Here is a 25,404-nt window from a genome sequence, read left to right on the forward strand (position 1 = left end):
GTGGATCGCTGTCTCTCAGCGACAGCGATCCACTCCGGTGACGGCCTGTGGAGAGCCGGTGGCGGCGGCTGGCCGGGGAGGCGACCCTGCGTGGGTGCCCCGTCTGCCCGCTGCCGTCGCTGCGCTCGCCGCGGGACAGGACGGCGTGGTGTCGCGGCGGCAGCTGCTGGCGGAGGGACGCACAGAGTCTGAGCTGCGCTGCTGGCTCCGGCACCGGCTGCTGGTTCCCGTGCACCCCGGCGTGTACGTCGACCACACCGGCGCCCTCACCTGGCGCCAACGCGCCTGGGCGGCCGTCCTCCACGCGTGGCCCTCCGTGCTCGCAGGGCCCTCGGCGATCCGGGCGGTGGTGCCACGGTCCCGTCAGGTCCCGGAGGCAGGGCCGATCCACGTGGCGGTCCGGCACGGCCGCAAGGTCGACGAGCCCGAGGGCGTGCGGGTCGTCCAGGCACGTGACCTGGACGAACGCGCGCAGTGGCTGCTCTCACCGCCGCGCCAGCGCCTCGAGGAGGCAGTGCTGGACGTCGCCGGTGACGCCGAGGACGACGCCGCAGCCTTCGCGCTGCTCGCAGAGGTCGTGTCGTCGAGACGAACCACGCCCGCGCGGATCACGGCTGCGATGGCCCGGAGGCGCAGGCAGCGTCGCCGTACCTTCCTCGCGTCGGTGCTCGGTGACCTCGAACAAGGCGCGTGCTCGGTCCTGGAACGTGCCTACCTCCTCGACGTCGAGCGCGCCCACGGCCTCCCACGCGCCCACCGACAGGTGCGCGCGTCGGCGCGCGGGACGGTCTTCCGGGACGTCCTCTACAGGGCATTCGGTGTCGTCGTCGAGCTCGACGGCCGCGCCGACCACACCCATCTCCAGGACCGGGACCGCGACCTGGACCGCGACCTCGATGCCGCAGTCGACGGACTCGTCACCGCCCGCCTGGGTCACGGTCAGGTGCTGGGCCGCGCCTGCCTGACGGCCGTGCGCATCGGGCGTCTCCTGCAGACGCACGGCTGGACCGGCTCGCCACACCCGTGCCCGCGTTGCCCGTGAGGTCCCGGGACGACCGGAGTGGATCACTGTCGCTGGCGGACAGTGATCCACTCCGATCCGGTGCCGGCTCAGCCCACCGGCTGCTGCAGCTCCACGACCCAGCGCGTGCCGCCGGGCTCGTACGGCGTGGAGTGGTAGACCTCGCGGCACGTGCCGGACGGCGTGAGGCCGCGGTGCTCGACCTCCGTGACGAGCGCCTGCCAGGCGGCGGCGATGCCCGAGAGGTCACCGGCGTCGTACGTCGTGGCGAGGGCGCGGTCGACCGCCGTCAGCTCGACCTGCTCGAGGCCGTCGACGGGGGCGTCGACCTGCTCGGCCGCCGCGGCGCGGAGGCCGTCGCCGTCCGGCCCGGACTCGACGGTGTAGTGCGCGACCCCGGGGCCGTTCCGGGTGGCGCCGGCCGCCTCGAGGGCGTGGCCGACGGCGCCGAACATCATGCCCATCTCGGCCTCGATGGCGGCCATGTCCGTGACGTGCACGGAGCGCTGGACGAGGCGCAGGGCGGGCAGGGAGGTCTCGGTGAACTGCAGGGTGGTGCTCATGGCGTGCTCCTTCGTGACGGTGGAGAGTCGCGCCTCGACGTGCGCGAGGCGACCGCGGTCCGTCGCGATCTGGGTGCGCAGCTCGTCCCGCCGCTGCCGCAGCAGGTCGACCACCCGCTCGCCCGAGGCGTCGGCCTCGAGCAGCTCGGCCACCTGCTCCAGCCCGAACCCCAGGTCCTTCAGCGCGACCAGCCGGTTGGCGCGGTCGAGCTGGGTGGCGGAGTAGGAGCGGTAGCCGGTGTGGGGGTCGACCCGGTGCGGTCGCAGCAGTCCGAGCTGGTCGTAGTGCCGCAGCATCCTCACGGACACCCCGGCCAGCCGGGCGAACTCTCCAATGCTCAACATGACGAACCCCACGAGACCGTCTGACACCGTGTGAGGGTCAAGCATCGCGGACGGGAGGAGCGTGGCGTGCCCGAGCCCGACCTCGCCCCCGCCGTCGCCTGGGCGGAGCGGCACCTCGGTGCCGTCCGCGACGTCCGGCGGCTCGAGGGCGGCTGGACCTCGACCATGCTGCAGCTGACCCCCGCCGACGGACCGGACGCGGTGCTCCGGTTGATGACCGAGGAGCCGTGGCGCACCCACGGGCCCGGGCTCGTGACCCGCGAGGCGGCGGTGCAGACGATGCTCGCCGGCGGCGACCTCCCCGCCCCCCGCTCCCTCGCCCTCGACGCCGAGGGCGGAGGGTGCGGGAACCCCGCCCACCTCATGACCCACCTGCCCGGCACGGTGCAGCCCGTCGGGGCGGACCCGGTGGCGCTGGCCGCGTTGCTCGCGCGCGTCCACGCCGTCCGCCCGACCATCGAGGTGCGGACCTACCAGTCGTGGGCCTGGGAGGAGAAGTACGTCGTCCGCGACTGGTGCCGTGACCCGGGGCTCTGGGAGGCGGCGTTCGACCTGCTGCGCACCCCGCCGCCGGCGTACGAGCCGACGTTCCTGCACCGCGACTTCCAGCCCCGCAACGTGCTGTGGGACGGAGGCAGGGTGACCGGGCTCGTCGACTGGGTGGAGACGTCGACCGGCCCGGCGTGGCTCGACGTGGCCCACGGCGCCACCAACCTCGCCGTGCACGCCGGACCGGGGGCGGCGGAGGCGTTCTCGGCGTCGTACGTCGACGTGACCGGCGCCGAGCCGCAGCCCTACTACGACGTGATGGACGTCGTCGGCTTCCTCCCGCCGCCCGGTCGCGCGATCTTCCTGCCCGAGCCCTGGCAGCGGGAGCGCCTCGAGGACCGGCTGCGCCTGGTCATGGGGCGCCTCGGGTGAGCGTGCCGCGCCTGCAACCCCTCGTCCGTGCCCGTCTCGCGGGACTCGGAGCGGCGGGGGAGGAGTGGACGGCGGCCCTGCCGGACCTGCTCGCCGACCTCGCCGCCGCGTGGGGCCTCGAGCTCGGCCGCGGGCTGCCCGGCGGCTCCGCGTCGTACGTCGTGCGCGCGACGACCCGCGACGGCGAGGACGTCGTCGTCAAGGTCGGCCTGCCCGGCGAGACCGCGGCGATCGCGCGGGAGGCGGCCGTCCTGGGCGCCGCTGACGGTCGCGGCTACGCGCGGCTCGTCGCCCACGACGACGTCCGGTCGGCGCTGCTGGTCGAGGCGCTCGGTGAGTCCGTGGAGCGCTCGATGCTGTCGCCGCCGCGCACGCTCGACGCCCTCGCCGCCGCCCTGCTCGAGGCCTGGACGCTCGACCTCGGCGAGCCCCGCTCCGGTGCGAGCCGTGCCGACGACCTCGCGAGCCTCGTCCAGGAACTCGCCGGGAAGCACCCCGGCGCCTGCGACGACGCCGTCCTCGACGCCGCGCTCGCGACGGCGTCCCGGCTGGCCGCGACCGACGACCCCGCCGCCCGGGTGTGGGCGCACGGCGACCCGCACCCCGCCAACGCGCTGCGCCGCGGCGGGGCCGAGCGCGGTGAGTGGGTGCTCGTCGACCCCGACGGCCTGTGGGCCGACCCGGCGTACGACGCGGGGATCGCCGTGCGCGAGTGGCTCGGGCGCGTGGAGCGGTCGGACCGGCCGCGGCAGCTCATCGCCTCGTACGCCGGGCGGCTGGCCGCCGCGACCGGTCTGGACGCCGAGCGGATCGCGGCGTGGGGCTACCTCGAGCGTGTCAGCACGGGGCTGTACGTGCTCGACTTCGGCGCCGAGGTCATGGGTCGCCGCTTCCTCGACTCGGCGCGCTTACTCCTGCAGTGAGCACCCGGTGCGCAGGTCGTCGCGGCGCGGGCGCTCCACGAACCCGCCGGCCGGCGGCGTCCGGTCGTCCTCGACCCAGGCGACCATCCGGTCGAACGCCCGGGTCGCGCAGGGGAGCAGGGGCCGGAGCCGGCCGGGGTAGGTCGTGTACAGGCTGTCGACGTGGGTGCCGTCCTCGACCTCGTACGAGCGGTGCAGGCGACCCGCGCCGGCTCGTCGGACCAGCCTCTCGTAGGCCCGTCCGGCGGTGTCGGGCGGCAGCAGGGTGTCGAGGGTGCCGTGGACGGTGAGCAGCGGCCGCTTGATCTCCCCGGTCAGCTGCACCGACCGCACGGCGTCCCTCACGGCCCGCGGCCGCTCGGCGTAGTCGTAGTCGGCGTCGCAGCCCGGCGTCCCGGCCTGGCAGAAGGGAACGCCCGCCTCCAGGTCGCCGTCGTACGACGGGTCGAGCTCCTCGCGGTAGATCCGCTGGGTGAGGTCCCAGTAGACGCCGTAGTGGTACTCCCAGAGGAACTGCGAGCCCGGCTCGAAGCCGGCGCGGAGCATACGGCGCTCGGCGCGATCCCCGGCCTCGCCGCCCGCGGCGTACGTCGGGTACTCCCGCAGGGCGGTCGGCAGGTAGGTCAGCAGGTTCGGTCCGGCGGCACGGAAGAGCGAGCCCTCCCAGTCGAGCCCGCCGTCGTAGAGGCCGGGACGGTTCTCGAGCTGCCACCGCACGAGGTAGCCGCCGTTGGAGATGCCCGCCATGTAGGTGTGGGCCGGCGGGCGGCCGTACCGCTGCTCGACGGCGACCTTCGCGGCGCGGGCGAGCTGGGTGACGCGGCGGTGCCACTCGCGGATCGAGCCACCCGGCTGCGAGCCGTCGTCGTAGAACGCGGTGCCGGTGTTGCCCTTGTCGGTGGAGGCGAAGGCGAAGCCGCGCGCGAGGACGCGGTCGCCGATCACGAAGTCGTTGGCGTACTGCCGCCGCACGCCGGGTGCCCCGGAGACGACGAGGCCGCCGTTCCAGTCGTCGGGCACCCGCAGCACGAACTGCGAGTCGTGGTTCCACCCGTTGTTGGTGTTGGTCGCCGAGCCGTCGGGGAAGTAGCCGTCGACCTGGATCCCCGGCACGCCGCTGGGGTTGGGGGTGCCGCTGGCGTGGAGGCCCTCCCAGTCGGAGGTGTTGGTGTGGCCCGAGAGCGAGGTCCCGGCCGTGGTCAAGTCGTCGAGGCAGGCCGTCTCCTGCACCTCGGCGCCGGGGACGTCGATCCGCCCCTCCCGCGCGCAGTGGCGGTCGGGCGCGGCCGCCGTGGCGGGGGCTGCCTCGGCGGGAGCCGTGAGGAGCCCGGCCGTCAGGGCGGACGACGCGAGGAGCAGGAGGGTCCGAGTGGCGCGCATGGCCAGCAGCCTGCGTGGCGACCGTCACTCCCGGCAATGGTGCGGGCGCACACCGTCGCGGCCACCGGGTGTGTCCTCAGCCCTCCAGCGTCAGCGCCCCGGTGGGGCAGGCGTCGCACGCCTCGGCGATCTCGGCCCGCCGGGACTCGTCCGGGCTCTCGTCGAGCACGTGCAGCCACCCGTCGTCACCGATGGAGAACACGTCGGGGGCGACCGACTCGCACATGCCGGTGGACGCGCAGCGGTCCTCGTCGAACCTGATCCTCATCCGTGGGCCTCCTCGGTCAGGGCGTGGTCTCGGGAGTGAAGCACACGGGCAGGGACAGCACGGCGTGGAAGAAGTTGCCGCTGCCGTACGTCGGCTCGCCGTCGGCCCGGACGTCCGGCAGGCGGGTGAGCAGCTCGCGCAGGATCGAGGCGAGCTGTCGGCGGGCCAGCTGGATGCCCAGGCAGTGGTGGACGCCGCCGCCGCCGAACGCCAGGTGCTTGTTGGGGTGCCGGGACAGGTCGAGCCGCTCGGGGTGGTCGAAGGCGGCGGCGTCGAAGTTCGCGGACGAGTAGAACAGGACCACCTTGTCGCCGGCCGTGACCTGCCGGCCGCCCAGCTCGCAGTCGCGGGTCGCCGTCCGCCGGAACGTCATGATCGGGGTCGACCACCGCACGAGCTCCTCGACGGCGACCGGCAGCCGGGCGTCGAGGTCCTCCAGGAGCCAGGCGCGCTGGTCCGGGTTCTCGGTGAGCGCGAGGATCGCGTGGCTGATGGACTGTCGGGTGGTGTCGTTGCCGGCGACCATCAGCAGGCCGAAGAACGACACGATCTCGGCGTCGGTGAGGGCCTCGCCGTCGACCTCCGCGGTCGCGAGGGCCGACAGGAGGTCGTCGGTCGGGGCGGTGCGACGCTCGGCGATCAGCTCCGAGGCCACCACACGCATCGCCTCGGCCGCCTCGAGCAGGCGCAGCAGCGGGTCGGCGCCGGCGAGGAGGCGCTCGTCGCGCCAGCCGCCGGCGAACTGCGCCTCGTGCGCGACCGTGCGGCGGTGCTCCGGCGGCACCCCGACCATGTCGCAGATGTTGTGCATCGGGATGGGTGCCGACACCTCGGGCACCAGGTCGACCGCGCCCCGGCTCGCGATCGCGTCGACGACGGCGCGCGAGTTGGCGTCGATCCGCTCGGTGATGCGCGCCATCTGGCGCGGCGTGAACGCCGCGGTCAGCAGCTTGCGGACCCGGGTGTGGCGGGGCGGGTCCATGGCGATGAAACCCTGCCCCGCCTCCAGGACGTCGGCGGGCAGGGACTCGAAGACGATGCCCTCCCCGGAGCAGAAGTCCTCGTGGCGCCGGGTCACCTCGACGACGTGGTCGTAGCGGGTGACCGCCCAGAAGCCCTGGTCGTTCGGGTCCGTGAACAGGCCGTTCTCGACCGGGCGGTGCCAGGAGACGGGGCGCTCCGCGCGCAACGTGGCGAAGGTCCGCTCGCGCTCCGCCGCGGTCGAGGACCAGAACGCCTCGGACGACAGGTCGGCCGGGTCGTAAGGACGGTCGTCGCGGTCGAGCGCGGTGGCGGTCATGACGCGACGCTCTGACAAAAGTGCAAAAATGTCAAGAAAGTTGACGGGTGAATCGCTGGGGTTCCTCGTGTCAGTGTTGGACCCCATGAGTGACAACGGACGGATCGGTGCGTCCGACACCCGGCGGGCCATGCGTGACCTCGCCCTGGACGCCGCCCGCGCACGGGTGCTGGACCGCGGGTGGGGTGCGGTGCGCATGGGCGAGGTGGCGTCGGAGATCGGCACGAGCCGACAGACGCTGCACGCGGAGTTCGGGACGAAGGACGACCTCGGTCAGGCGCTGATCCTGCGCGAGACGGAGGACTTCTTCGAGGCCGTCTCCGCGCGCCTCGAGTCGCACCCGAGCACCGACGTCGGCGAGGCCGTCGCCTCCGCGGCCGAGCTCGCGCTGACGATGGTCTCGGTGAACCCGCTGCTGCAGTCCGTGCTCGGCGGCAGGAACGAGGACCACGGGCTGCTCCCGCTGGTCACCAGCCGCGGCGAGCCGCTCGTCGTCCACGGCATCGAGCTCTTCGGCGACTGGTTGCGCCGCAAGGGCCCTGACCTCGAGCCGCGGGTGGCGGAGGTGGTCGTCGAGAGCACCGTGCGGCTCCTGATCAGCCACGCGGTCTCGCCACTGCACGACGTCCCCCGGGCGTCGGCGGACCTGGCCATGCTGGTCAGGCTGGCCGCGGCGTCCTGACCTCGCGCGCCGCTACCGGGTCCGCCGGATCCGGATCGCGCCCTTCGCCGTGCTCGGGTCGACGACGGACCCCTTCTGGGTGATCTCGACCTCGCCCGCGGCCACGAGCCGGCGGGCGGCGCGGCGGGCGGGCTCCATGAGGTCGCGCCACCCCTCGTCGGTGGCGTCGCCGTCGTGCACCGCCCGGGCGGCGTCGGACGGGCAGATCGTGGCGCCGCCCCTCCGCTTCTCGAGCAGCTCGAGGATGGTCCGCTCGAGCGCCTCGTCGGTCGCGGTCACGCCGTGCCTGCGGCAGGCCGCGGAGCAGTAGCGGACGTCCTCCCAGTCGCGCTCCCACTTCTTGCGCCACTCGATGCGCCGTCCGCAGGAGGCGCAGGTCTTGTCCGGCGGGGTGCTCACGGGCGCCTCGCGTCGAGCAGGAAGCGACGGACGGTCGCGACCACCGGTCCGGCGCGGTGGAGCGCGAGGAGGGTGTCCGCGTGGGCGTCGACGGTGAAGCCCTTCGGCAGCTGCCACGGCATGCGTGAGAGGTACCCCAGCATCGCCGTGACGTCCGCGAACCGGATCGGTCCCGACCAGTCCTCGCCGCGGTCGACGACCAGGCCGGCGGCCCGGGCGCGGCCCCGGAGCGCGGCCAGGGTGACCTCGGGGTACGGCGCGCCGCCGCCGAACCACCCGGCGAGGTCGTCCATCTCGTGACCGTCGACCTGCTGGGTCAGCAGCCGTCCGCCGGGCCGCAGGACCCGGAGCACCTCGTCCTCGCCGTACGCCTCGTGGCGCGCGAGCACGAGGTCGAGCGACGCGTCGCCGTACGGGAGCGGGTCACCGGCCTCGCCGTCGTACGTGCGGACCGTGACGCCGTACGGCGCCAGCGCGGCCGTCGCGACGGGCACGTTCGGCGCCCACCCCTCGGTCGCGTGCAGCTCGGCCGGCCACGCGTCGCGGACGCCGAGCAGCCACTCGCCGCCACCCGTGCCGAGGTCGACCGCCGTCCTGCTCGCGCGCAGCGCCTCCCGGGCGAGGTCGTCGTACGACCACGGCGGCGACGCGGTCCCGACCCGCCCGGCGAGGTCGGAGAAGTCCCACCCGCGGCTCTCCCCGCCCCAGGCCGCCCGCCAGGCGGCGAGCAGGTCGTCGTCGCTCACCGTTCCAGTCTCCCTGGTCCGCCCACCTAGATTGGCGGCGTGCGCACGCCGACGCCCCGGACGCCCCTCGCCGCCCTCGCCGGGATGGTCCTCGTCGTCACCGGCTGCACCGGGGAGCCCGACACCGGGCCCGACACCGGACCCGGAGGCGGGTCGCAGGCGGGGTCGAGCAGCGCGCAGCCGACGCCGCGCGGAACCGGTCCGACGTCCCCGTCACCGACCCCCACCGAGCCGGAGGAACCCGCGCTCCCGCCCGTCGACAGCCCCGTCTCGCTGCCGGCCGTGATGCGGGAGGAGGCCCGCGGCGAGCTCGACGGCAGCCGCCTGCGGCAGGTCGAGGTGATCGAGGAGACCGACGCCTACACCCGCGCGATCGTCACCTACGAGTCGCGGGACCTGACCGTCTCGGGCGTGCTCCTGCGCCCCCGCGGCCGGGGCCCGTTCCCCGGTGTCGTGCTTAACCACGGCTACATCGAGCCGTCGGTTTACGCCCCCGGCCAGGGCATGGCCCGCGAGCAGGACTACCTGGCCCGCGCCGGCTACGCCGTCCTCCACACCGACTACCGCGGCCACGCGAGCGGCGACCCGGCGTCCGACCTCGACCGCGAGTCCCGGCTCGGCTACGCCCGCGACGCCGTCACCGCCGTCCGGTCCCTGGCCCGCGAGCCGTACGTCGACGCCGACCGTCTCGGCATGGTCGGCCGGTCGATGGGTGGTGGGGTCACCCTCAGCGCGCTGGTGGTCGCACCCGACCTCGTCGACGCGGCCGTCGTGCACGCCAGCGTGAGCTCGGACTACGTCGACAACCTCGAGCAGTTCACCGAGCCCGGACGGCCCGAGCAGGCCCGGGAGCTGTACGACGAGCTCGGCGGTCCGCCGTCGGGGAACCCCGAGCCGTACCGGCAGCTGTCGCCGCGGACCTACTTCGACCGCGTCAGCGACCCGGTGCTCGCCATCCACGGCGACGTCGACGACACCTGCCCGCCGCCGTGGGCCGACGCCACCCAGCGTGCGCTGGTCCGGGCCGGCGCGGACGCACAGCTCGAGACCTACCCGGGCGAGGGCCACACCTTCTACGCCGGGTGGCAGTCCATGATCGAGCGCACCGACGAGTTCCTCACCACCCGGATGGGCGCCGCGTGAGCGCACTGTTCGAGGTCGAGGTCAGCACCACCCTCACCGCGATCCACCTCGCCAAGGGCCGCCGGCTGCCGACGAAGGACGTCGAGCGCGCCGTGGTCGAGACGCAGAAGGGCATCGTCGGCGACCGCTACCACGGCACCCGCCACCGCCACGTCTCGCTGCAGTCGCGCGCACAGCTCGACGAGGCGGCCGCGACGTACGGTGCCCCGATCGCCAGCGAGCTGACCCGCCGCAACCTCACGCTCGCCGACGGCGTCGTGCCCACCGCTCCCGGGACCCGCATCACCGTGGGCGAGGGCGAGGACGCCGTCGAGCTGGAGGTGGTCCGCGTCGCCGCGCCCTGCAAGCTGCTCGACGACACCATCGGCCCCGACGCCCAGCACGCCCTGCGCCGCCGCGCGGGCACCATCTGCCGGGTGCTGTCCGGCGGCGAGATCGCCGTCGGCGACACGGTCACCTGGGTCGCCCCGTGAGCGTCCCGGGCACGGCCGGCCTGCTGCTGGCCGCCGGCGCCGGACGTCGCATGGGCCGGCCCAAGGCGCTCGTCGACGACTGGCTGGAGCGCAGCGTCGGCGTCCTGCGCGACGGGGGCTGCACGCCGCTGACCGTCGTCCTCGGTGCCGCCGCCGACCAGGCCCGGGCGCGGGTGCCCGACGGGGTCGCCGTCGTCGTCGCCGAGGACTGGGCCAGCGGCATGGGCGCCTCGCTGGCCGCCGGCCTGGCCGCGCTCGCGCCGACGGACGCCGTCGCCGCGCTCGTCCACCTCGTCGACCTCCCCGACGTCGGCCCCGACGTCGTCACCCGGGTGCTCGCGGAGCCACACGGTCCGGACACGCTCCGCCGCGCGTCGTACGACGGGGAGGCGGGGCACCCCGTCCTGCTCGGCCGCGACCACTGGGACGGCGTCCGCGCGGCGGCGTCCGGCGACCGAGGGGCGCGCGACTACCTGCGCGTCCGTGACGTCGAGCAGGTGGAGTGCGGCGACCTCGCCGGCGGCCTCGACGTCGACACCCGCGTCGACACCCACGCGGACAGCAGAGGAGACACCAACCAGGAGGGAACCTCCCCGACCTAGAGTCACGCCCATGGCAGACGCGCAGGTCGCACCGCAGGTCGCATCGGTCTCCGAGCTCAACGAGCGGCTCGAGGCCACCGGGTACGTCGGGGACACCTCGCTCGCGACCACCGCCTGGCTGGCGCTGGCGATGCAGCGTCCGCTGCTGCTCGAGGGCGAGCCCGGCACGGGCAAGACGTCGCTGGCCGAGTCGATCGCCGCGTCGCTGGAGCTGCCGCTCATCCGGTTGCAGTGCTACGAGGGCATCGACGCCACGCAGGCCCTCTACGACTGGGACTTCCCCCGCCAGATCCTCCACCTCCGCGCCCTGGAGGCGACCGGGGAGAGGGCCGCCTCCGCGCAGGCCGCCGAGGAGGGGTTGTACGACGAGCGGTTCCTGCTCGCCCGCCCGGTGCTGGCCGCGCTGCAGCAGGCCCCCGCCGTCCTGCTCGTCGACGAGGTCGACCGCGCCGACGACGAGTTCGAGGCGTTCCTGCTCGAGGTGCTGTCGACCTACCAGGTCACCATCCCGGAGCTCGGCACCGTCACCGCCGCCGAGCCGCCGGTCGTCATCCTCACCTCGAACCGCACCCGCGACCTCCACGACGCCCTCAAGCGCCGCTGCCTCTACCACTGGATCGACCACCCGGGCCTGGAGCGCGAGGTGCAGATCGTGCGCTCCCGTGCGCCCGAGGTCGCCGAGACCCTCGCCCGCCAGGTCGTGCAGGCGGTGCAGGGCCTGCGCCAGGGCGGCGGGCTGCTCAAGCCGCCCGGCGTCGCCGAGACCCTCGACTGGGCGCGCGCGCTGCAGATGCTCGGCACCACCGAGCTCGACCTCGAGGTCGCCTCGCAGACCGTCGGCGCGCTGGTGAAGTACCGCGAGGACATGAACCGCGTGCAGATGGCCCTGGACCGGATGCTCGCGGCGTGAGCACCCCCGGCCCGGACCACCTGGTCGACCGCGACGGCCAGGTGCTCGAGATCCACCACCCCGGCGACGAGGTGCTGCTCGCGTTCACCCGCGCGCTGCGCGCCTCCGGGGTCGGCGTCACGGCCGACCGCGCGCACGGCTACCTGCGGGCCGCCTCGCTGCTCGACGCCGGCGACCGTGAGGGCGTCCGCCTCGCCGGACGGGCGACCCTGTGCGCCGGGCCGGACGACCTCGAGCGCCACGACGAGGTCTTCGAGGCCTGGTTCGACCCGCGCGGCGAGCTGCCCCGCCAGCGGGACCGCGCCGCCAGCAACACCCCCCAGCTCACCCAGCTGCCCGAGCAGGAGCCGGAGCCGGGGGAGGGCGAGGCGAGCGACGACGACGTCATCCGCGCGGCGGCGAGCGAGGTGGAGATCCTGCGCCACCGCGACGTCGCCACCCTGGAGCCGTCCGAGCGGGCGCGGCTCGAGGCCATGTTCGCGTCGCTGCCCTGCCGCGTCCCGCGCCGTCGTACGGCGCGGCACCGGGCGTGGCACCGCGGCCAGGTCGACGCCTCCCGCACGCTGCGCGAGTCGCTGCGCCGGATGGGGGAGCCTGGCCGGATCGCGTGGCGCCGCCGCTCGACCCGGCCGCGTCGCGTCGTCCTGCTGCTCGACGTGTCCGGGTCGATGAGCGGGTACGCCGACGCGCTGCTCCGCCTCGCCCACCGCTACGTCGGCGTGACGCCGCCGGGCGCGGCGTACGGCGTGGAGGCGTTCACGGTCGGCACCCGGCTGACCCGGATCACCCGCGCCCTGGCGAGCCACCGGGACGCCGCCAAGGCGATCGAGGCGGCCGGCGACGTCGTCCCCGACTGGTCCGGCGGGACCCGGCTGGGGGAGTCGCTGCAGGCCTTCACCGACCGGTGGGGCGCCGCCGGGCTGGCCCGGGGGGCCGTCGTCGTGATCTGCAGCGACGGGTGGGAGCGCGGCGAGGTCGACGTCCTGGAGGAACAGGTCGTGCGCCTCGCCCGTTACGCCCACCGCGTGGTGTGGGTGAACCCACACCGCGGCAAGGCCGGCTACGAGCCGGTGCAGCGTGGCGTCCAGGCGGTCCTGCCGCACGTGGACGACTTCCTCGCCGGCCACTCGCTGGCGACGTACGCGGAGCTGGTGGAGGTGGTCGCCCGTGCGTGAGGTGCTGGACGAGCTGATGGAGTGGTGGGACGCCGGCGAGGAGATCGGCGTCGGCACCGTGGTGGCGACCTTCCAGTCGGCGCCGAGGCCCCCGGGCGCGTCGATGCTGGTCGGCCCCGACGGCTCCGCCGTGGGCTCGGTCTCCGGCGGGTGCGTCGAGGGTGCGGTGTACGAGCTGGCGCAGGAGGTCACCACCTCCGGCGAGCCCGTCCTGCAGCGCTACGGCGTCTCCGACGACGACGCCTTCGCCGTCGGCCTGACGTGCGGCGGGATCCTCGACGTGTACGTCGAGAAGGTCTCGCAACAGACGTTCCCCGAGCTCGGCCGGGTCGCCGCCGACGTCGCCGCAGGACGCCCGGTCGCCGTCGCGACGGTCGTGGAGCACCCCGACCCGGCGCTGCTCGGCCGACGGATGTTCCTGCGCCCCGGCGGCCCCGGCGAGGAGCTGTCCGTCGAGGGCTCGTTCGGCAGCGAGCGGGCGGACGACGCCGTCCGCGACGACGCCCTCGGCCTGCTCGCGCAGGGCCGCAGCGAGGTCCTCGGCTACGGCCCGGACGGCGAGCGACGCGGCGAGGGCATGCGGGTCTTCGTGTGGGCGCTCGCCCCGAAGCCGCGGATGCTCGTGTTCGGCGCCATCGACTTCGCCGCCGCCGTCGCCCGGGTCGGGTCGTTCCTGGGCTACCACGTGACGGTCTGCGACGCCCGTCCCGTCTTCGCCACCGCGACCCGCTTCCCCGAGGCCGACGACGTCGTCGTCGACTGGCCCCACCGCTACCTCACCGCCGAGGTCGAGGCCGGCCGCATCGACGCCCGCACCGTCGTCACCGTGCTCACCCACGACCCGAAGTTCGACGTCCCGCTGCTCGAGGTCGCGCTCACGCTGCCCGAGGTCGCCTACGTCGGGGCGATGGGTTCGCGTCGTACGCACGACGACCGGCTCGAGCGCCTCCGCGAGAAGGGCCTGGACGACGAGGCCATCGCCCGGCTCTCGTCGCCCATCGGCCTCGACCTCGGCGCCCGCACCCCGGAGGAGACCGCCATCTCCATCGCCGCCGAGGTCATCGCCTCGCGCTGGGGCGGCTCCGGCCGCCGCCTCGCGGCCACCGACGGCCGCATCCACGCCGACGCCGCGAGGTAGCCGGCCCGGGCCTCGTCTCAGCAGCGGCCCGAGCCTGTGGAGTCACTAAGGAACGGCAGGTACCGTGAGCCCCGTCACGTTCCCATTGCCTGGAGGCTGTCAGTGACCTCGGACCTCGCTCAGCGTCGGCTCGCGACCGTGAGCGCGTGGTCCCGCTTCGTGGAGCACGGGGACGCCGCGGAGCCCGTCGTCCGGCCGGAGATCCTGGGCAGCTGGGAGCGGTCGAAGCGGGTCAGCCTGGACATCGACGAGGCGCCCCTGGCCGACGAGTCCGAGACGACCTCGCTGTGGAAGGACTCCCCGCTCCAGGTCGCCGTCGAGCGGGTCGAGGCCGAGCTGCGCCGCACCGCCGAGGACGGCGACCTCGTGCTGGCCGTGACCGACCCGGCGACCCGCGTGCTGTGGACGTACGGCGGGCGCGTGATGCGGCGCAAGGCCGAGACCGTGAACTTCGTGGCCGGTGGGCGCTGGGACGATCAGTCCGTCGGCACCAACGCCCTCGACCTCGCCAACCGCCTGCTCGAGCCGGCGATGGTGTTCAGCGCCGAGCACTACGCCCCGCTCGTCCACAACTGGGTCTGCTGGGCCGCGCCGGTGCACGACCCCGCGACCGGCCGCCACCTCGGCGTCATCGACCTGTCGACGACCTGGGACCGCACCCACCCCATCGGCCAGGCCACCGCCCGGGTGATGGCGCGCCTGATCGAGACCGCGATCCCGGCGTCCGCCCACCACCCGACGCTGCCGGACGAGACCGACGACCCCGGCCTGGTCATGACGCTGCTCGGCACCGCCGAGGTCCGCCTCGACGGGCAGCGCCTGCTGCTGAACCGCCGCCAGACCGAGATCCTCGCCCTGCTCGCGCTGCACCCCGAGGGGCTGAGCCTCGAGCAGCTCCACGCCCTCGTCTACGGCGACCAGGGCGTCACCTTCTCCACCCTCAAGGCGGAGGTCTCCCACCTTCGCTCGGCCGTCGGGGGTCAGCTCGCCTCGCGGCCCTACAAGCTGCTGATGCCGGTGAGCACCGACGTCGACCACGTCCTCGCACTGCTCCGCCGCGGCCGGGTGGCCGAGGCCGTCGACGCGTACGGCGGCGACCTGCTGCCCGGCACGAACTCCCCGGCGCTCTCGGAGCTCGCCGAGTACGTCGCCGTGGCCGTCCGCGAGGCGCTCCTCGCCAGTCCCGACCCGGACGCCGTCCTGCGCTACGCCGAGCGCGCGCCGTACGACGCCGAGGTGGTGGAGCACTGCCTCGCCGTGGTCGGCCGCGAGGGTGGGTCGGCCCACCCAGCCGTGCCGCTGCTCAAGGGCCGGCTCGCCGCGGCCCGCGACCGCTGACGGTCCTCGGACCACCTGCTCGCACCGCCGAGGCCGGGGCGACGTCGCTCACACGTCCCCACGACGACGTCCCCGGGCCGGTCGCGGCACCGCGCGCGAAGCCTCCTCCCGCGGCTCCGATCGTCGTCGTACACCCGCCGGAGCAGCCTCCGACCGCCTCCAACCTTCCGCCAACGTCGCCCACCTAGGTTGCCGAGTGGTAACCCACGTCACAGCGGATGGAGCGGTGCGAATGACCAAGATCACGATGATGGTCGACGGCGCGAAGGTGGCCGACGACGTCGAACCCCGCACGCTTCTCGTGCAGTACCTGCGCGAGCAGCTCGGCAAGACCGGCACGGTCGTGGGGTGCGACACCTCCAACTGCGGGGCCTGCACCGTGCACATGAACGGCACGTCCGTGAAGTCCTGCAACGTGCTCGCCGTCCAGGCCGACGGCGCCGAGGTGACCACCATCGAGGGGCTCGCGAAGGACGGTGAGCTGCACCCCGTCCAGGAGGCCTTCCGCGACTGCCACGGCCTCCAGTGCGGCTACTGCACCCCCGGGATGATCATGCAGAGCGTCGCGCTCCTGCAGGAGAACCCGAAGCCGTCGGAGTCGGAGATCCGTGAGGGTCTCGAGGGCAACCTGTGCCGGTGCACCGGCTACCACAACATCGTCAAGGCCGTGCAGCAGGCGGCCGGGCAGAGTGAAGGAGTGAACGCGTGACCCAGCTCGAGGACCGTCCCGACGTCCAGCCGGAGATCGGGCGCGACCGTCGCCGCAAGGAGGACCAGCGGCTGATCACCGGTCGCACCCGCTGGACCGACAACATCACCCTGCCGGGCATGCTGCACCTCGCGATGGTGCGCAGCCCCTTCGCGCACGCCAAGATCACCTCGATCGACACCGAGCAGGCGAAGGCCTCCACGAACGTCGTGGGCGTCTACACCGCCGCCGACCTCGGCGAGAGCCAGGGCGTGCTGATCAACGCGTGGGCCATCACCGAGGACCAGAAGGCCCCCACCCACCTGCCGATGCCGGGCGACCGGGTGACCTTCGCCGGCGAGATCGTCGCCGTCGTCGTCGCCCGCACCCAGCGCGAGGCGCGCGACGCCGCCGAGCTGGTCGACGTGGAGTACGAGGAGCTGCCCGCCGTCCTCGACCTCAAGAAGGCCGCGGCCGACGAGGTCCTCGCCCACCCGGAGCTCGGCACCAACAAGTCCGCGTTCTGGAAGTTCGACTCGGAGGAGGCCGGCACCGGCGGCAACGTCGACGCGGCCATCGAGAAGGCCCGCACCGACGGCGTCGTCATCGAGCGGGAGTACCGCCAGCAGCGCCTCATCCCGGCCTTCATGGAGCCCCGCTCGACCGTGGTCGACCCGACCGGCGAGCAGATCACCATGTGGTCCGCCACCCAGATCCCGCACATCCTGCGGTTCGCGCTCGCCGCGACCACCGGGGTGCCGGAGTCGAAGATCCGCGTCATCGCCCCCGACGTGGGCGGCGGGTTCGGCGGCAAGCTGCAGACCACCCCCGAGGAGTGGCTGACGTTCTGCCTGGCCAACAAGCTCGGGAAGTCGATCAAGTACACCGAGACCCGCTCGGAGTCCCTGGTCGCCGCCCACCACGGTCGCGACCAGTGGCAGAAGCTGACCCTGTCGGCCGAGAAGGACGGCACCGTCACCGGCCTCAAGGTCGAGCTGCTCGCCGACCTCGGCTCCTACGTCTCCCTCGTGGGCGGCGGCGTCCCGGTGCTCGGCGCGTTCATGTTCAACGCGATCTACAAGTTCCCGGCGTACCAGTTCAACTGCCAGACCGTCTTCACCAACAAGACCTGGACGGACGCCTACCGCGGCGCCGGCCGGCCGGAGGCGACGTACGGCATCGAGCGGATGATGAGCGAGCTCGCCGCCGAGCTCGACATGGACCCGATCGAGCTGCGCGAGAAGAACTGGATCAAGCACGAGGAGTTCCCGTTCACCACGGTGGCGGGCCTCGAGTACGACACCGGCAACTACGAGGCCGCGACCGCCAAGGCCCTCGAGATGTTCGGGTACGACGAGCTGCGGGCCGAGCAGAAGCAGCGCCGCGACGCCGGTGACCGCGTCCAGCTCGGCATCGGCATCTCGACCTTCACCGAGATGTGCGGCCTGGCCCCCTCGCGGGTGCTCGGCCAGCTCAACTACGGCGCGGGCGGCTGGGAGCACGCGAGCGTGCGCATGCTGGCCACCGGCAAGGTCGAGGTCGTGACCGGCGCCTCCGCGCACGGCCAGGGCCACGAGACGGCGTTCAGCCAGATCGTCGCCGACCGCCTCGGCGTCGCCTTCGAGGACGTCGAGGTCCTGCACGGCGACACGCAGATCGCCCACAAGGGCCTCGACACCTACGGCTCCCGCTCCCTCGTGGTCGGCGGCGAGGCGCTGGTGAAGGCGACCGACAAGGTCATCGAGAAGGCCAAGCCCGTCGCGGCCCACCTGCTCGAGGCCAGCGTCGACGACATCGAGTTCTCGGCCGGTCGCTTCTCGGTCAAGGGCACCGACCAGGGCCTCGCGATCGGTGAGATCGCCGCGGCCGTGTTCGCCGCCCACAACTACCCCGAGGGCATGGAGCCGTCGCTCGACTCCGAGGCGACGTACGACCCCGTCAACTTCAACTACCCCCACGGCACGCACCTGTGCGCCATGGAGGTCGACACCGAGACCGGTGCCGTGAAGATGCGGAAGTACGTCTGCGTCGACGACATCGGCAACGTCATCAACCCGCTGATCGTCTCCGGCCAGGTGCACGGCGGCCTGGTGCAGGGCATCGCGCAGGCGCTGTGGGAGGAGGCGGTGTACGACGAGGCCGGCACGCTGGTGTCCGGCTCGTTCGTGGACTACCTGCTGCCGACGTCGGCCGACACCATCAGCTTCGACATCGAGCACACGACCACCCCGTCGATCACCAACACGCTCGGCACCAAGGGCGTGGGCGAGGCCGGCACGATCGCCTCCACGCCGGCCGTGGTCGGCTCGATCGTGGACGCGGTGCGCCACCTGGGAGTGAACGACATCCAGATGCCCTGCACGCCCGAGCGGGTGTGGAAGGCCATCCAGGGGGCCGGCGACGGCGGCCCCGCCACCGAGGGTGCGGCCATGCCGCACTTCGACCCCGACGAGCCCGGCACCGACAGCACGGAAGGAGCGGGCGCATGATCCCCGCACAGTTCGACTACCTCGCTCCCACGTCGGTCGAGGAGGCGCTCGCCGCCCTGGCCGAGCACGGGGACGACGCCAAGATCCTGGCCGGCGGCCAGTCGCTGCTGCCGGTGCTCCGGCTGCGCCTCAACGCGCCGGAGGTGGTGATCGACCTCGGTCGCATCGACTCCCTGCGGGGCGTGCGGGACGACGGCGACGCGATCGTGATCGGCGCGATGACGCCGCACTCGGTCGTGGGCTCCGACCCGCTGGTCAACGAGCACGCCGAGCTCCTGGCGAAGGCGATCCACGACCTCGCGGACGCCCAGATCCGTCACCGCGGCACCTTCGGCGGCGCCCTGGCGCACGCCGACCCCGCGGGCGACCTGGGCGCCCCGGCCGTGGCGCTGGGCTCGCAGTTCGTCATCCAGGGCGCGAACGGCACCCGGACGGTGGACGCGCAGGAGTTCTTCGTCGACCTCTTCGAGACCGCCATCGGCGAGGACGAGATCCTCACCGAGATCCGCGTCCCGAAGCACACCGGCTGGGGCTCGCACTACGAGAAGTTCGTGCGCGTCGCCCACCAGTGGTCGATCGTCGCCGTGGCGGCGGCCGTGCGCTCCGAGGGCGGCACGATCGCCGAGGCGCGCGTCGGGCTGACCAACATGGGCAACACGCCGATCCGCGCCCACGCGGTCGAGCGGGCGCTCGTGGGGCAGCCGGCGACCGAGGAGGCGGTGGCCGCCGCGGCCGCCCACGCCACCGAGGGCACCAACCCGCCCGCCGACCTCAACGGCGACGCCGACTACCGGCGTCACCTGGCCGGCGTCCTCACCCGGCGGGCCGTCCTCGCCGCCGCCGGGGCGTGATCGGGTGCAGCTGACACACGAGTTCACCGTGCCCGCCGGGATCGACGAGACCTGGCGGGTCCTGGACGACATCGAGTCCGTGGGGGCCTGCTTCCCGGGTGCCCAGGTGACCTCCGTCGAGGGGGACACCTTCCAGGGCACGGTGAAGGTGAAGCTCGGACCGATCGCGCTGGTCTACTCCGGGACGGGCACGTTCACGGAGAAGGACGAGGCCACCCACAAGATGGTCATCGCGGCCAAGGGCAAGGACAAGCGCGGCAACGGCACCGCTGGTGCGGACGTCGTGGCCACGCTCGCCGAGTCCGGTCCCGACGCCACGGTGGTGAACGTGGTGACCGACCTGCAGATCACCGGCAAGCCGGCGCAGTTCGGCCGCGGCGTGATGCAGGACGTATCCGACAAGCTGCTCGGCAAGTTCGTCGAGTGCCTGGAGGGCAAGTTCACCGCCACCCCGGAGCCCGCCGCGGCCCCGGCCGCTGCCGCGGCCACTGAGGTCGGAGCGGACGCCTCGGGTGCGGACGCCACGTCGGCTGCCGCCGCGGCGCCGGCGGCTCCGGCGGCCGACGCCCGGGCCGGGGCGGACACGCAGGACCGCGTCGCCGCGGGCCCGCGTGCGGTCCCGACGGCGTCGACGGGCTCGTCGGGCGGCTCGCACCGTGCCGACGAGGACGAGGCGCTCGACCTGGGCGCCACCGTCCTCCCGGTGCTGCTGAAGTCCTACGGACCCCAGCTCGCCGGCGGCCTCGGCGTCCTCGCGCTGATCATCTGGCTGATCCGCCGCAGGTAGCTCCACCGCTCGTACGACGGCCCGCCCCCGCTCCCCGCGGTGGCGGGCCGTCGTGCGTCCGGAGAGCGAGGTACGCGCTCGACCAGCGGTCCGTGCCGGCCCGGGGCGGCGACCCGCCTCAGAACACCCCGCGCGGGCGGAACTGGACGGAGATGCGCGGGCCCGCGTGGGCGGCCTTGGGGACGGCGTGCTCCCAAGTGCGCTGGCAGGAGCCGCCCATGACGAGCAGGTCGCCGTGGCCCATCTCGACGGACGTCGACGGCCCACCGCCGCGGGGGCGCAGCGCGAGCCGACGCGGGTCGCCGACGCTCACGATGGCGACCATCGTGTCGTTCGTGGCGCCGCGACCGAAGGTGTCGCCGTGCCAGGCGACGGAGTCGCGCCCGTCGCGGTAGAAGCAGCAGCCCGCCGTCACGAACCGCTCGCCCAGCTCGTCGGCGTACGCCGCGTCGAGCGCGTCCCTGGCCGCGGTGAGGGCCGGGTGGGGGAGGGGCTCGCCCTCGCCGTAGGTGTGCAGCAGCCGCGGGACGTCGACCACGCGGTCGTACATCGCCCGCCGCTCGGCGCGCCACGGGACGTCGTGGACGAGCGTCGCGAAGACGTCGTCGGGGTCCTCCAGCCACGACCGGGCGACGTCCACCCAGGCGCCCGCGGAGAGCGTGCGGCGCTCTGCCGGGGTCCGCGAGGGGGGCGCCTCGGCGAAGAGCGAGCCCTGGAAGTCCACACCGCGAGCCTAGCACCTGGTTCGAACACCTGTTCGTCCCGAACGGGCCGTTTCCTCAAGTCCTGAGATAGCCGCAAGAGACTCGCAAGGTCTGAGTATTCGGTGAACGGCCGACTTACATTGCCGCTATGACGTCCCTCCTCCCCGAGCGTCTCCCGCGGCTCGCCGAGACGCCGGTGACCGCCGTCGCCGCCCCCCAGGACGCCGTTCGCACGGAGGAGGCGGAGTCCGCCGCGTGCAAGCACGTGCGGGTCCGCGAGTACGTCCGTAGCCTCGCCGAGGGGCTCGCCCCCGGTTCGCCGATGCCGTCCGAGCGCCACCTGGTGACCCGCTTCGGCGTGGCCCGGATGACGGTGCGCCAGGCCCTTGACACCCTGGTGGCCGAGGGTCTCCTGGACCGGGTCCCCGGCCGGGGGACCTTTGTGGCCGAGCGACGCGGCTCCGGCGAGGGCCTCCGCGGCTTCGCCGACGAGATGGCGGGCCGGGGGATGGTCGCCGACTCGCAGACGCTGCACGCCCAGCAGGCGCCCGCCAGCCCCGGCGTGGCCCGCGCCCTCGGGCTCACCACCTCCGACCTGGTGTGGCACTGGCGTCGCCTGCGCCTCGCCGACGGGCGCCCGATCGCCATCGAGGACTCGTGGTTCGCGGCGACCTCGCTGCCCGACTTCGACCCCGCCCGCCCGCCGACGAGCCTGTTCGACGCGCTCGGCGACCGCGGCCTGCGTCCGGTGTCCTCGGAGGACTCCGTGGCGGCCGACCTGGCCAGCCCCGCCGAGGCCCGGCAGCTCGGGATCTCGCGGGCCGCCCCGGTCCTGCGGCTCGCTCGCCGCGGCACCGTCGCCGGCCGCCCGGTCGTCGCGACCCGCATCATGTTCCGCGCGGACCGCTACACGTTCTGGTCGCGTCAGACCGACCTGGCCGGCTGAGCCGACCCGCTCCGCCTAGACCGGCCCGCCCCGGTCGGCCGAGCGGCTCAGGTCGCCCAGGCGGGCCACCACGGAACCCGACTCCTCGCACACCCACACCGGGTCGGGACCACCCAGTTCCGGGCTGATGTGCAGGGGGTGCGCCGGCGCCTCGTCGCAGCCCTGGCAGAGCGGCCAGCGACCCACGGTGTCGAGCAGGACGTCCTGCACGTCCTGCGCCACCAGACCCGCGACGTACTGCGCGCCCTCGGGCCACTGCTCCACCCACCAGCGGCGCGAGGCCACGGCGTCCTCGAGCGCGGACACGGCGTAGGGGTCGGCCATCCGCCGCGCCTCCAGGTCCGCCAGCACCCGTGCGCGCGACTCCAGCATCGCGTCGTCCACCCGACCATCATGACGCCCGACCCAACCGCGTGGCAGCCCGCGCGGACGCCCGCGGCGACCTAGGCTCGCGCCGTGCACGAGACACCACCGGAGCCGCTGCTCGAGGTGGCCGTGCGCCACGAGCGCGACGTGGCCGGTGCCCTCGAGGGCGGGGCGGACCGCCTCCTGCTGGCCGGGGACGGCGGGCTCTCGCCCGAGCCCGCGACCGTCACCGCCGTGTGCCGGGCGGCCGACGAGCTGCCCGTCCGGGTGGTGCTGCGCCTCAACGACGGCTGGACGACGACGGGCGGGGAGGCCGCCCGGCTGGTCGGGCTCGGCACCGAGTACGTCGACCGCGGCGCCGAGGGCCTCGCGCTCGGGTTCCTCGACCCCGACCTCGAGGTCGACCTCGACGTCTGCGCCCACCTCCTGGCGCGCCTGCCCGCCGTGCCGTGGACCTTCCACCGCGCCGTCGACGCCACCCTCGACATGCGCCGCTCCCTGCGCCGGCTCGTGGGGCTTCCCCGCCTGAGCGCGATCTGGTCGGCCGGGTCGCCCCGCGGTCTCGGGGCGGGGTTCGAGGACCTCCTCGACGCCGCCCGCGCCGACGAGGCGGTCGCCGCCCTCCTCATGCCCGGTGGCGACCTGCGCGCCGAGCAGGTGCCGTGGCTGCTGCGGGCGGGTGTCCGCCAGTTCCACCTCGGGGACGAGGCCCGCCCGGGCCGCTCGGCCCGCGCGTACGTCGACGGGGGCCTCGTCCGCTCCCTGCGCCTCCTGCTCGACGACCTCGGCGCCCGGGTCCGGTGACGGCGGCGGCGCCGACGCCCCCGCCCGCGCTGCGCCCCGGGGACCTCGTGGCCGCCGTCGCCCCCGCGGGCCCCGCCGGCCTCGCCCGCGTCGCGGAGGGCACGGCGCTGCTGACCTCCTGGGGGCTGCGGGTCCGTCCCGCGGTCGACCTCGGCCCCGCGGAGACCACGTGGCTGGCCGGCCCCGACGCCGCCCGGGCGCAGGCCGTCACGCAGGCCTGGTGCGACCCGGACATGGCCGCCGTCTGGACCCTGCGCGGCGGCGTCGGGTGCCACCGCGTCGTCGACCTCCTCGACTGGCCCGCGATGGCCGCGGCGGCCGAACGCCACGGTCCTCGCCTGCTCGTCGGCTACTCCGACGTGACGGCGCTGCACCAGGCCGTCGGCGCGCGCCTCGGCCTCGGCGGGCTGCACGCGGCCGGGATCGCGTCGCTGCCCGGCCTGCACCCCGACGCGGCCGAGGACCAGCGCGCGCTGCTGCTCGGCGGGACGCCCCCGGTCCTGGCCGGTCGCCCCGCGGTCGGCGGGGTCGCCACGGGGCCGCTGGTGGGCGGCAACCTCACCGTGCTCGCCGCAGGCGCCGGCACCCCGGGGGTGCAGCCCGCCGCCGGCCGCGTCGTGCTCCTCGAGGACGTCGGGGAGGCGCCCTACCGTCTCGACCGCGCCGTCACGCAGCTCGCCCGCTCCGGGTGGCTGGACCGCTGCCTCGGCGTGGCCGTCGGCCAGCTGACGGACTGCGGCGACGCCACGGTGGCCCGGGACGTGCTCGTGCTGCGGCTGCGGGCCCTGGGCGTCCCGGTGGTCACCGACCTGCCGCTGGGCCACGAGGCCGACAGCCGGTCGGTGCCGATCGGTGCCGTCGTCCACCTCGACGGCGACGCCGGCACCCTGCAGGTCCTGGAGCCGCTGGCGCCGCTCAGGCCAGGGCGCTGAGCTCGGCCGCGAGGTTGGCGCGGGCGGGGCGCTCCCAGTAGCGCCGACCGTGCGAGGTCGCGAAGAGCACCGGGCGGTCGAGCAGGTCGCCGAGGACGGCGGACCGGCCGCGGGCGAAGTCGTCGTCAGAGACGTGCGACCACTCGGCGCGCACGTCGGCGGCGTACTCGCGGTAGCGGCGGTGCCCCGACGCGAGGATCGCCAGGTCGGCGTCGCACAGCGCCGCACCGTCGCGGTCGCCGTCGTCGGCGCGATGGTCGACGGTCAGCAGCACGAGCCGGGCGACCTCGGCGGCGACGCCCGGCCCGGGCCCGTCCTCCCCGAGGTCGACGAGCGCCTGCTTGGCCCAGTCGGCGGACCGGACCTCGTCGTCGTCACCGCGCTCGTGGACCCCGTCGTGGAACCAGGCGGCCAGGGACACCGTGACCGGGTCGAACCGCTCCCCGACCGCGGACAGCTCCGTCAGCCGGTCCAGCACCTCGCCGAGGTGGCGCAGGTCGTGGTAGCGCCGGCCGGGGTCGCCGTAGGCCGCCAGCAGGGCGTCGCGCAGGCCGAGGGCGCCCGGCAGGGGCCAGCGCGGGGCGGGGTCGCTCACGACCCGGCGGCGTGCGGGGCCGCCTCGCCGTCGGGCACCGCCCCTGCCGTCGTCCCGACGTCGCGCGGGCTCATCGCCCAGCGGATCGTGCGGGTGGCGGCCTCGCCGGCGGCGCGGACGGCGGTCTGCTCGACGCCCGGCAGCAGCGGCAGGCGCAGCGGGAGCCGCGTCCACCACGGCATCAGGCCGATGCCGGCCGCCATGAGCACGCCGTACGGCGCCCGGGCCGGCAGCGGCAGGTCGGGGTGCAGCACGAGGTGGCGCACGGCCTCCCGGGCGTGGCGGGTGCCCCGCAGCTCGGGGCGGAAGTCGCGGAGCACCTGCGCGAGCTCGGCCTCCGTCCGAGGCGGGTCGAGGACGCCGAGGCGGGCGCTGACCTCCCCGACCTGGGCGACGTAGGTGTCGCGCTCGTCCTGCGTCAGCTCGTCGTCGCCGTAGACGGTGTGGGAGCGCAGGAAGCTGTCCGCCTCGGCGGCGTGCACCCAGGCGAGCAGGTGCGGGTCGGAGGCGGCGTACGGCGTGCCGTCGGGCATCGTGCCGCGCACCCGGTCGTGGATGCTGCGGACGGCCGTGACGGCCTGCTCGGCGTACTGCGCCGGGCCGAACGTGGTGACGGCGAGGAACTGGCTGGTGCGCGCCAGGCGGCCCCACATGTCGACCCGGAAGCCGGAGTTCTCGGCGACCGCCGTCATGGCGACGGGGTGCATGGTCTGCAGCAGGACCGCCCGGATGCCGCCGATGAACATGGCGGCGTCGCTGTGCACGCGGGCGATGGGGCTGTCGGGCTCGAACCACCGGGGCCCCGGGGTGTCGTGGATGCGTTCGCGCTGCCGCGGACCGTCGGGTCCGGCGACGCGCGCGAAGATCATCTGACCGAGTCGGTCGCGCACGGCGTCCATGTCAGTCGAGCGTACG

28 protein-coding genes are annotated in these 25,404 nt (G+C 74.5%); 18 read left to right on the forward strand and 10 right to left on the reverse strand.

Features of this window, described 5'->3' with window-relative positions; all coding sequences use genetic code 11:
• Window positions 1-1,042, forward strand: a 1,042-nt coding sequence (locus MJ876_RS14225) for a hypothetical protein (RefSeq protein ID WP_240237173.1), incomplete at its 5' end; no start/stop codon positions are given.
• 68 nt (window positions 1,043-1,110) lie between these two features.
• Here the strand turns inward: MJ876_RS14225 and MJ876_RS14230 are convergent.
• Complete coding sequence (locus tag MJ876_RS14230; protein ID WP_240237175.1) at window positions 1,111-1,956, reverse strand: MerR family transcriptional regulator; 846 nt, start codon at window positions 1,954-1,956, stop codon at window positions 1,111-1,113.
• Window positions 1,957-1,995: 39 nt separating this feature from the next.
• On the opposite strand from MJ876_RS14230, the gene MJ876_RS14235 reads away from it, so the two are divergent.
• Both MJ876_RS14235 and MJ876_RS14240 read left to right on the forward strand, forming a co-directional pair.
• Window positions 1,996-2,850 (forward strand): phosphotransferase family protein, encoded by an 855-nt coding sequence (locus tag MJ876_RS14235; RefSeq protein WP_240237177.1) that lies wholly within the window; start codon window positions 1,996-1,998, stop codon window positions 2,848-2,850.
• Complete coding sequence (locus tag MJ876_RS14240; protein ID WP_240237179.1) at window positions 2,847-3,773, forward strand: aminoglycoside phosphotransferase family protein; 927 nt, start codon at window positions 2,847-2,849, stop codon at window positions 3,771-3,773. Before MJ876_RS14235 ends, MJ876_RS14240 begins: the two co-directional genes overlap by 4 nt.
• Here MJ876_RS14240 and MJ876_RS14245 read toward each other — a convergent pair.
• The 3 genes from MJ876_RS14245 to MJ876_RS14255 form a co-directional block, all read right to left on the reverse strand.
• Window positions 3,759-5,153: a tannase/feruloyl esterase family alpha/beta hydrolase gene (locus tag MJ876_RS14245; RefSeq protein WP_240237180.1), complete on the reverse strand. Its 1,395-nt coding sequence runs from the start codon at window positions 5,151-5,153 to the stop codon at window positions 3,759-3,761. The genes MJ876_RS14240 and MJ876_RS14245 overlap by 15 nt on opposite strands.
• Before the next feature lie 76 nt (window positions 5,154-5,229).
• Entirely contained in the window at window positions 5,230-5,421 is a 192-nt protein-coding gene (locus MJ876_RS14250; protein ID WP_240237181.1) for a ferredoxin, read from the reverse strand.
• 16 nt (window positions 5,422-5,437) lie between these two features.
• Window positions 5,438-6,721 (reverse strand): cytochrome P450, encoded by a 1,284-nt coding sequence (locus MJ876_RS14255; protein WP_240237182.1) that lies wholly within the window; start codon window positions 6,719-6,721, stop codon window positions 5,438-5,440.
• A gap of 85 nt (window positions 6,722-6,806) precedes the next feature.
• Here MJ876_RS14255 and MJ876_RS14260 point away from each other — a divergent pair, with 85 nt between their 5' ends.
• Window positions 6,807-7,403 carry a TetR family transcriptional regulator gene (locus MJ876_RS14260; protein WP_240237184.1) on the forward strand — a complete coding sequence of 199 codons (597 nt, stop codon included), beginning with the start codon at window positions 6,807-6,809 and terminating at the stop codon, window positions 7,401-7,403.
• A gap of 12 nt (window positions 7,404-7,415) precedes the next feature.
• Here MJ876_RS14260 and MJ876_RS14265 read toward each other — a convergent pair whose 3' ends face one another.
• On the reverse strand, window positions 7,416-7,802 hold the full coding sequence (locus tag MJ876_RS14265) for a DUF2256 and DUF3253 domain-containing protein (protein ID WP_240237186.1): 387 nt from the start codon (window positions 7,800-7,802) through the stop codon (window positions 7,416-7,418).
• On the reverse strand, window positions 7,799-8,548 hold the full coding sequence (locus MJ876_RS22295; RefSeq protein WP_240237188.1) for a class I SAM-dependent methyltransferase: 750 nt from the start codon (window positions 8,546-8,548) through the stop codon (window positions 7,799-7,801). The genes MJ876_RS14265 and MJ876_RS22295 overlap by 4 nt, the downstream gene beginning before the upstream one ends.
• Before the next feature lie 39 nt (window positions 8,549-8,587).
• Here MJ876_RS22295 and MJ876_RS14275 point away from each other — a divergent pair, with 39 nt between their 5' ends.
• From MJ876_RS14275 to MJ876_RS14325, 11 genes are all read left to right on the forward strand, one after another.
• Window positions 8,588-9,691 carry a S9 family peptidase gene (locus MJ876_RS14275; protein WP_240237190.1) on the forward strand — a complete coding sequence of 368 codons (1,104 nt, stop codon included), beginning with the start codon at window positions 8,588-8,590 and terminating at the stop codon, window positions 9,689-9,691.
• Complete coding sequence (locus tag MJ876_RS14280) at window positions 9,688-10,164, forward strand: MOSC domain-containing protein (RefSeq protein ID WP_240237192.1); 477 nt, start codon at window positions 9,688-9,690, stop codon at window positions 10,162-10,164. The genes MJ876_RS14275 and MJ876_RS14280 overlap by 4 nt, the downstream gene beginning before the upstream one ends.
• Window positions 10,161-10,766, forward strand: a complete 606-nt coding sequence (locus tag MJ876_RS14285; RefSeq protein ID WP_240237194.1) for an NTP transferase domain-containing protein — start codon at window positions 10,161-10,163, stop codon at window positions 10,764-10,766. Before MJ876_RS14280 ends, MJ876_RS14285 begins: the two co-directional genes overlap by 4 nt.
• Before the next feature lie 10 nt (window positions 10,767-10,776).
• Complete coding sequence (locus tag MJ876_RS14290; RefSeq protein ID WP_240237196.1) at window positions 10,777-11,676, forward strand: MoxR family ATPase; 900 nt, start codon at window positions 10,777-10,779, stop codon at window positions 11,674-11,676.
• Window positions 11,673-12,851: a VWA domain-containing protein gene (locus MJ876_RS14295; protein WP_240237198.1), complete on the forward strand. Its 1,179-nt coding sequence runs from the start codon at window positions 11,673-11,675 to the stop codon at window positions 12,849-12,851. Before MJ876_RS14290 ends, MJ876_RS14295 begins: the two co-directional genes overlap by 4 nt.
• A complete protein-coding gene (locus MJ876_RS14300; protein WP_240237200.1) occupies window positions 12,844-13,989 on the forward strand; it encodes an XdhC/CoxI family protein in 1,146 nt (381 codons plus the stop codon). Before MJ876_RS14295 ends, MJ876_RS14300 begins: the two co-directional genes overlap by 8 nt.
• A 138-nt stretch (window positions 13,990-14,127) precedes the next feature.
• Entirely contained in the window at window positions 14,128-15,327 is a 1,200-nt protein-coding gene (locus MJ876_RS14305) for a transcriptional regulator (protein ID WP_240237201.1), read from the forward strand.
• A gap of 232 nt (window positions 15,328-15,559) precedes the next feature.
• Window positions 15,560-16,036 carry a (2Fe-2S)-binding protein gene (locus tag MJ876_RS14310; RefSeq protein ID WP_240237202.1) on the forward strand — a complete coding sequence of 159 codons (477 nt, stop codon included), beginning with the start codon at window positions 15,560-15,562 and terminating at the stop codon, window positions 16,034-16,036.
• A complete protein-coding gene (locus MJ876_RS14315; protein WP_240237203.1) occupies window positions 16,033-18,504 on the forward strand; it encodes a xanthine dehydrogenase family protein molybdopterin-binding subunit in 2,472 nt (823 codons plus the stop codon). The genes MJ876_RS14310 and MJ876_RS14315 overlap by 4 nt, the downstream gene beginning before the upstream one ends.
• Entirely contained in the window at window positions 18,501-19,355 is an 855-nt protein-coding gene (locus MJ876_RS14320; RefSeq protein ID WP_240237204.1) for a xanthine dehydrogenase family protein subunit M, read from the forward strand. Before MJ876_RS14315 ends, MJ876_RS14320 begins: the two co-directional genes overlap by 4 nt.
• A 4-nt stretch (window positions 19,356-19,359) precedes the next feature.
• On the forward strand, window positions 19,360-20,142 hold the full coding sequence (locus MJ876_RS14325; protein ID WP_240237205.1) for an SRPBCC family protein: 783 nt from the start codon (window positions 19,360-19,362) through the stop codon (window positions 20,140-20,142).
• 118 nt (window positions 20,143-20,260) lie between these two features.
• Here MJ876_RS14325 and MJ876_RS14330 read toward each other — a convergent pair whose 3' ends face one another.
• Entirely contained in the window at window positions 20,261-20,866 is a 606-nt protein-coding gene (locus MJ876_RS14330; protein WP_240237206.1) for an alpha-ketoglutarate-dependent dioxygenase AlkB, read from the reverse strand.
• Window positions 20,867-20,994: 128 nt separating this feature from the next.
• Between MJ876_RS14330 and MJ876_RS14335 the strand changes: the two genes are divergently transcribed.
• Window positions 20,995-21,792 (forward strand): GntR family transcriptional regulator, encoded by a 798-nt coding sequence (locus MJ876_RS14335; RefSeq protein ID WP_240237207.1) that lies wholly within the window; start codon window positions 20,995-20,997, stop codon window positions 21,790-21,792.
• Between the two features lie 15 nt (window positions 21,793-21,807).
• On the opposite strand, the gene MJ876_RS14340 is transcribed toward MJ876_RS14335, so the two are convergent.
• The gene (locus tag MJ876_RS14340; protein WP_240237209.1) at window positions 21,808-22,176 is read right to left on the reverse strand and encodes a hypothetical protein; all 369 of its coding nucleotides are present in this window, start codon (window positions 22,174-22,176) and stop codon (window positions 21,808-21,810) included.
• 72 nt (window positions 22,177-22,248) lie between these two features.
• Here MJ876_RS14340 and MJ876_RS14345 point away from each other — a divergent pair, with 72 nt between their 5' ends.
• Complete coding sequence (locus tag MJ876_RS14345; RefSeq protein ID WP_240237211.1) at window positions 22,249-22,962, forward strand: copper homeostasis protein CutC; 714 nt, start codon at window positions 22,249-22,251, stop codon at window positions 22,960-22,962.
• Window positions 22,959-23,894, forward strand: coding sequence for an LD-carboxypeptidase (locus MJ876_RS14350; RefSeq protein WP_240237213.1), 936 nt, complete (start codon window positions 22,959-22,961; stop codon window positions 23,892-23,894). The genes MJ876_RS14345 and MJ876_RS14350 overlap by 4 nt, the downstream gene beginning before the upstream one ends.
• On the opposite strand, the gene MJ876_RS14355 is transcribed toward MJ876_RS14350, so the two are convergent.
• Complete coding sequence (locus MJ876_RS14355; RefSeq protein ID WP_240237215.1) at window positions 23,878-24,489, reverse strand: hypothetical protein; 612 nt, start codon at window positions 24,487-24,489, stop codon at window positions 23,878-23,880. The two genes, MJ876_RS14350 and MJ876_RS14355, sit on opposite strands and share 17 nt — an antisense overlap.
• Window positions 24,486-25,388 carry an oxygenase MpaB family protein gene (locus tag MJ876_RS14360; protein WP_240237217.1) on the reverse strand — a complete coding sequence of 301 codons (903 nt, stop codon included), beginning with the start codon at window positions 25,386-25,388 and terminating at the stop codon, window positions 24,486-24,488. Before MJ876_RS14360 ends, MJ876_RS14355 begins: the two co-directional genes overlap by 4 nt.
• Window positions 25,389-25,404: the final 16 nt, after the last annotated feature.

The sequence above is a fragment of the Nocardioides sp. CFH 31398 genome (assembly GCF_022436705.1).
Lineage (GTDB): Bacteria > Actinomycetota > Actinomycetes > Propionibacteriales > Nocardioidaceae > Nocardioides.

Coding starts and splice junctions, on each gene's coding strand:
- MJ876_RS14245 (WP_240237180.1), bottom strand. CDS start 5,153: ATGCGCGCCACTCGGACCCTCCTGCTCCTCGCGTCGTCCGCCCTGACG.
- MJ876_RS14250 (WP_240237181.1), bottom strand. CDS start 5,421: ATGAGGATCAGGTTCGACGAGGACCGCTGCGCGTCCACCGGCATGTGC.
- MJ876_RS14255 (WP_240237182.1), bottom strand. CDS start 6,721: ATGACCGCCACCGCGCTCGACCGCGACGACCGTCCTTACGACCCGGCC.
- MJ876_RS14260 (WP_240237184.1), top strand. CDS start 6,807: ATGAGTGACAACGGACGGATCGGTGCGTCCGACACCCGGCGGGCCATG.
- MJ876_RS14290 (WP_240237196.1), top strand. CDS start 10,777: ATGGCAGACGCGCAGGTCGCACCGCAGGTCGCATCGGTCTCCGAGCTC.
- MJ876_RS14310 (WP_240237202.1), top strand. CDS start 15,560: ATGACCAAGATCACGATGATGGTCGACGGCGCGAAGGTGGCCGACGAC.
- MJ876_RS14320 (WP_240237204.1), top strand. CDS start 18,501: ATGATCCCCGCACAGTTCGACTACCTCGCTCCCACGTCGGTCGAGGAG.
- MJ876_RS14335 (WP_240237207.1), top strand. CDS start 20,995: ATGACGTCCCTCCTCCCCGAGCGTCTCCCGCGGCTCGCCGAGACGCCG.
- MJ876_RS14360 (WP_240237217.1), bottom strand. CDS start 25,388: ATGGACGCCGTGCGCGACCGACTCGGTCAGATGATCTTCGCGCGCGTC.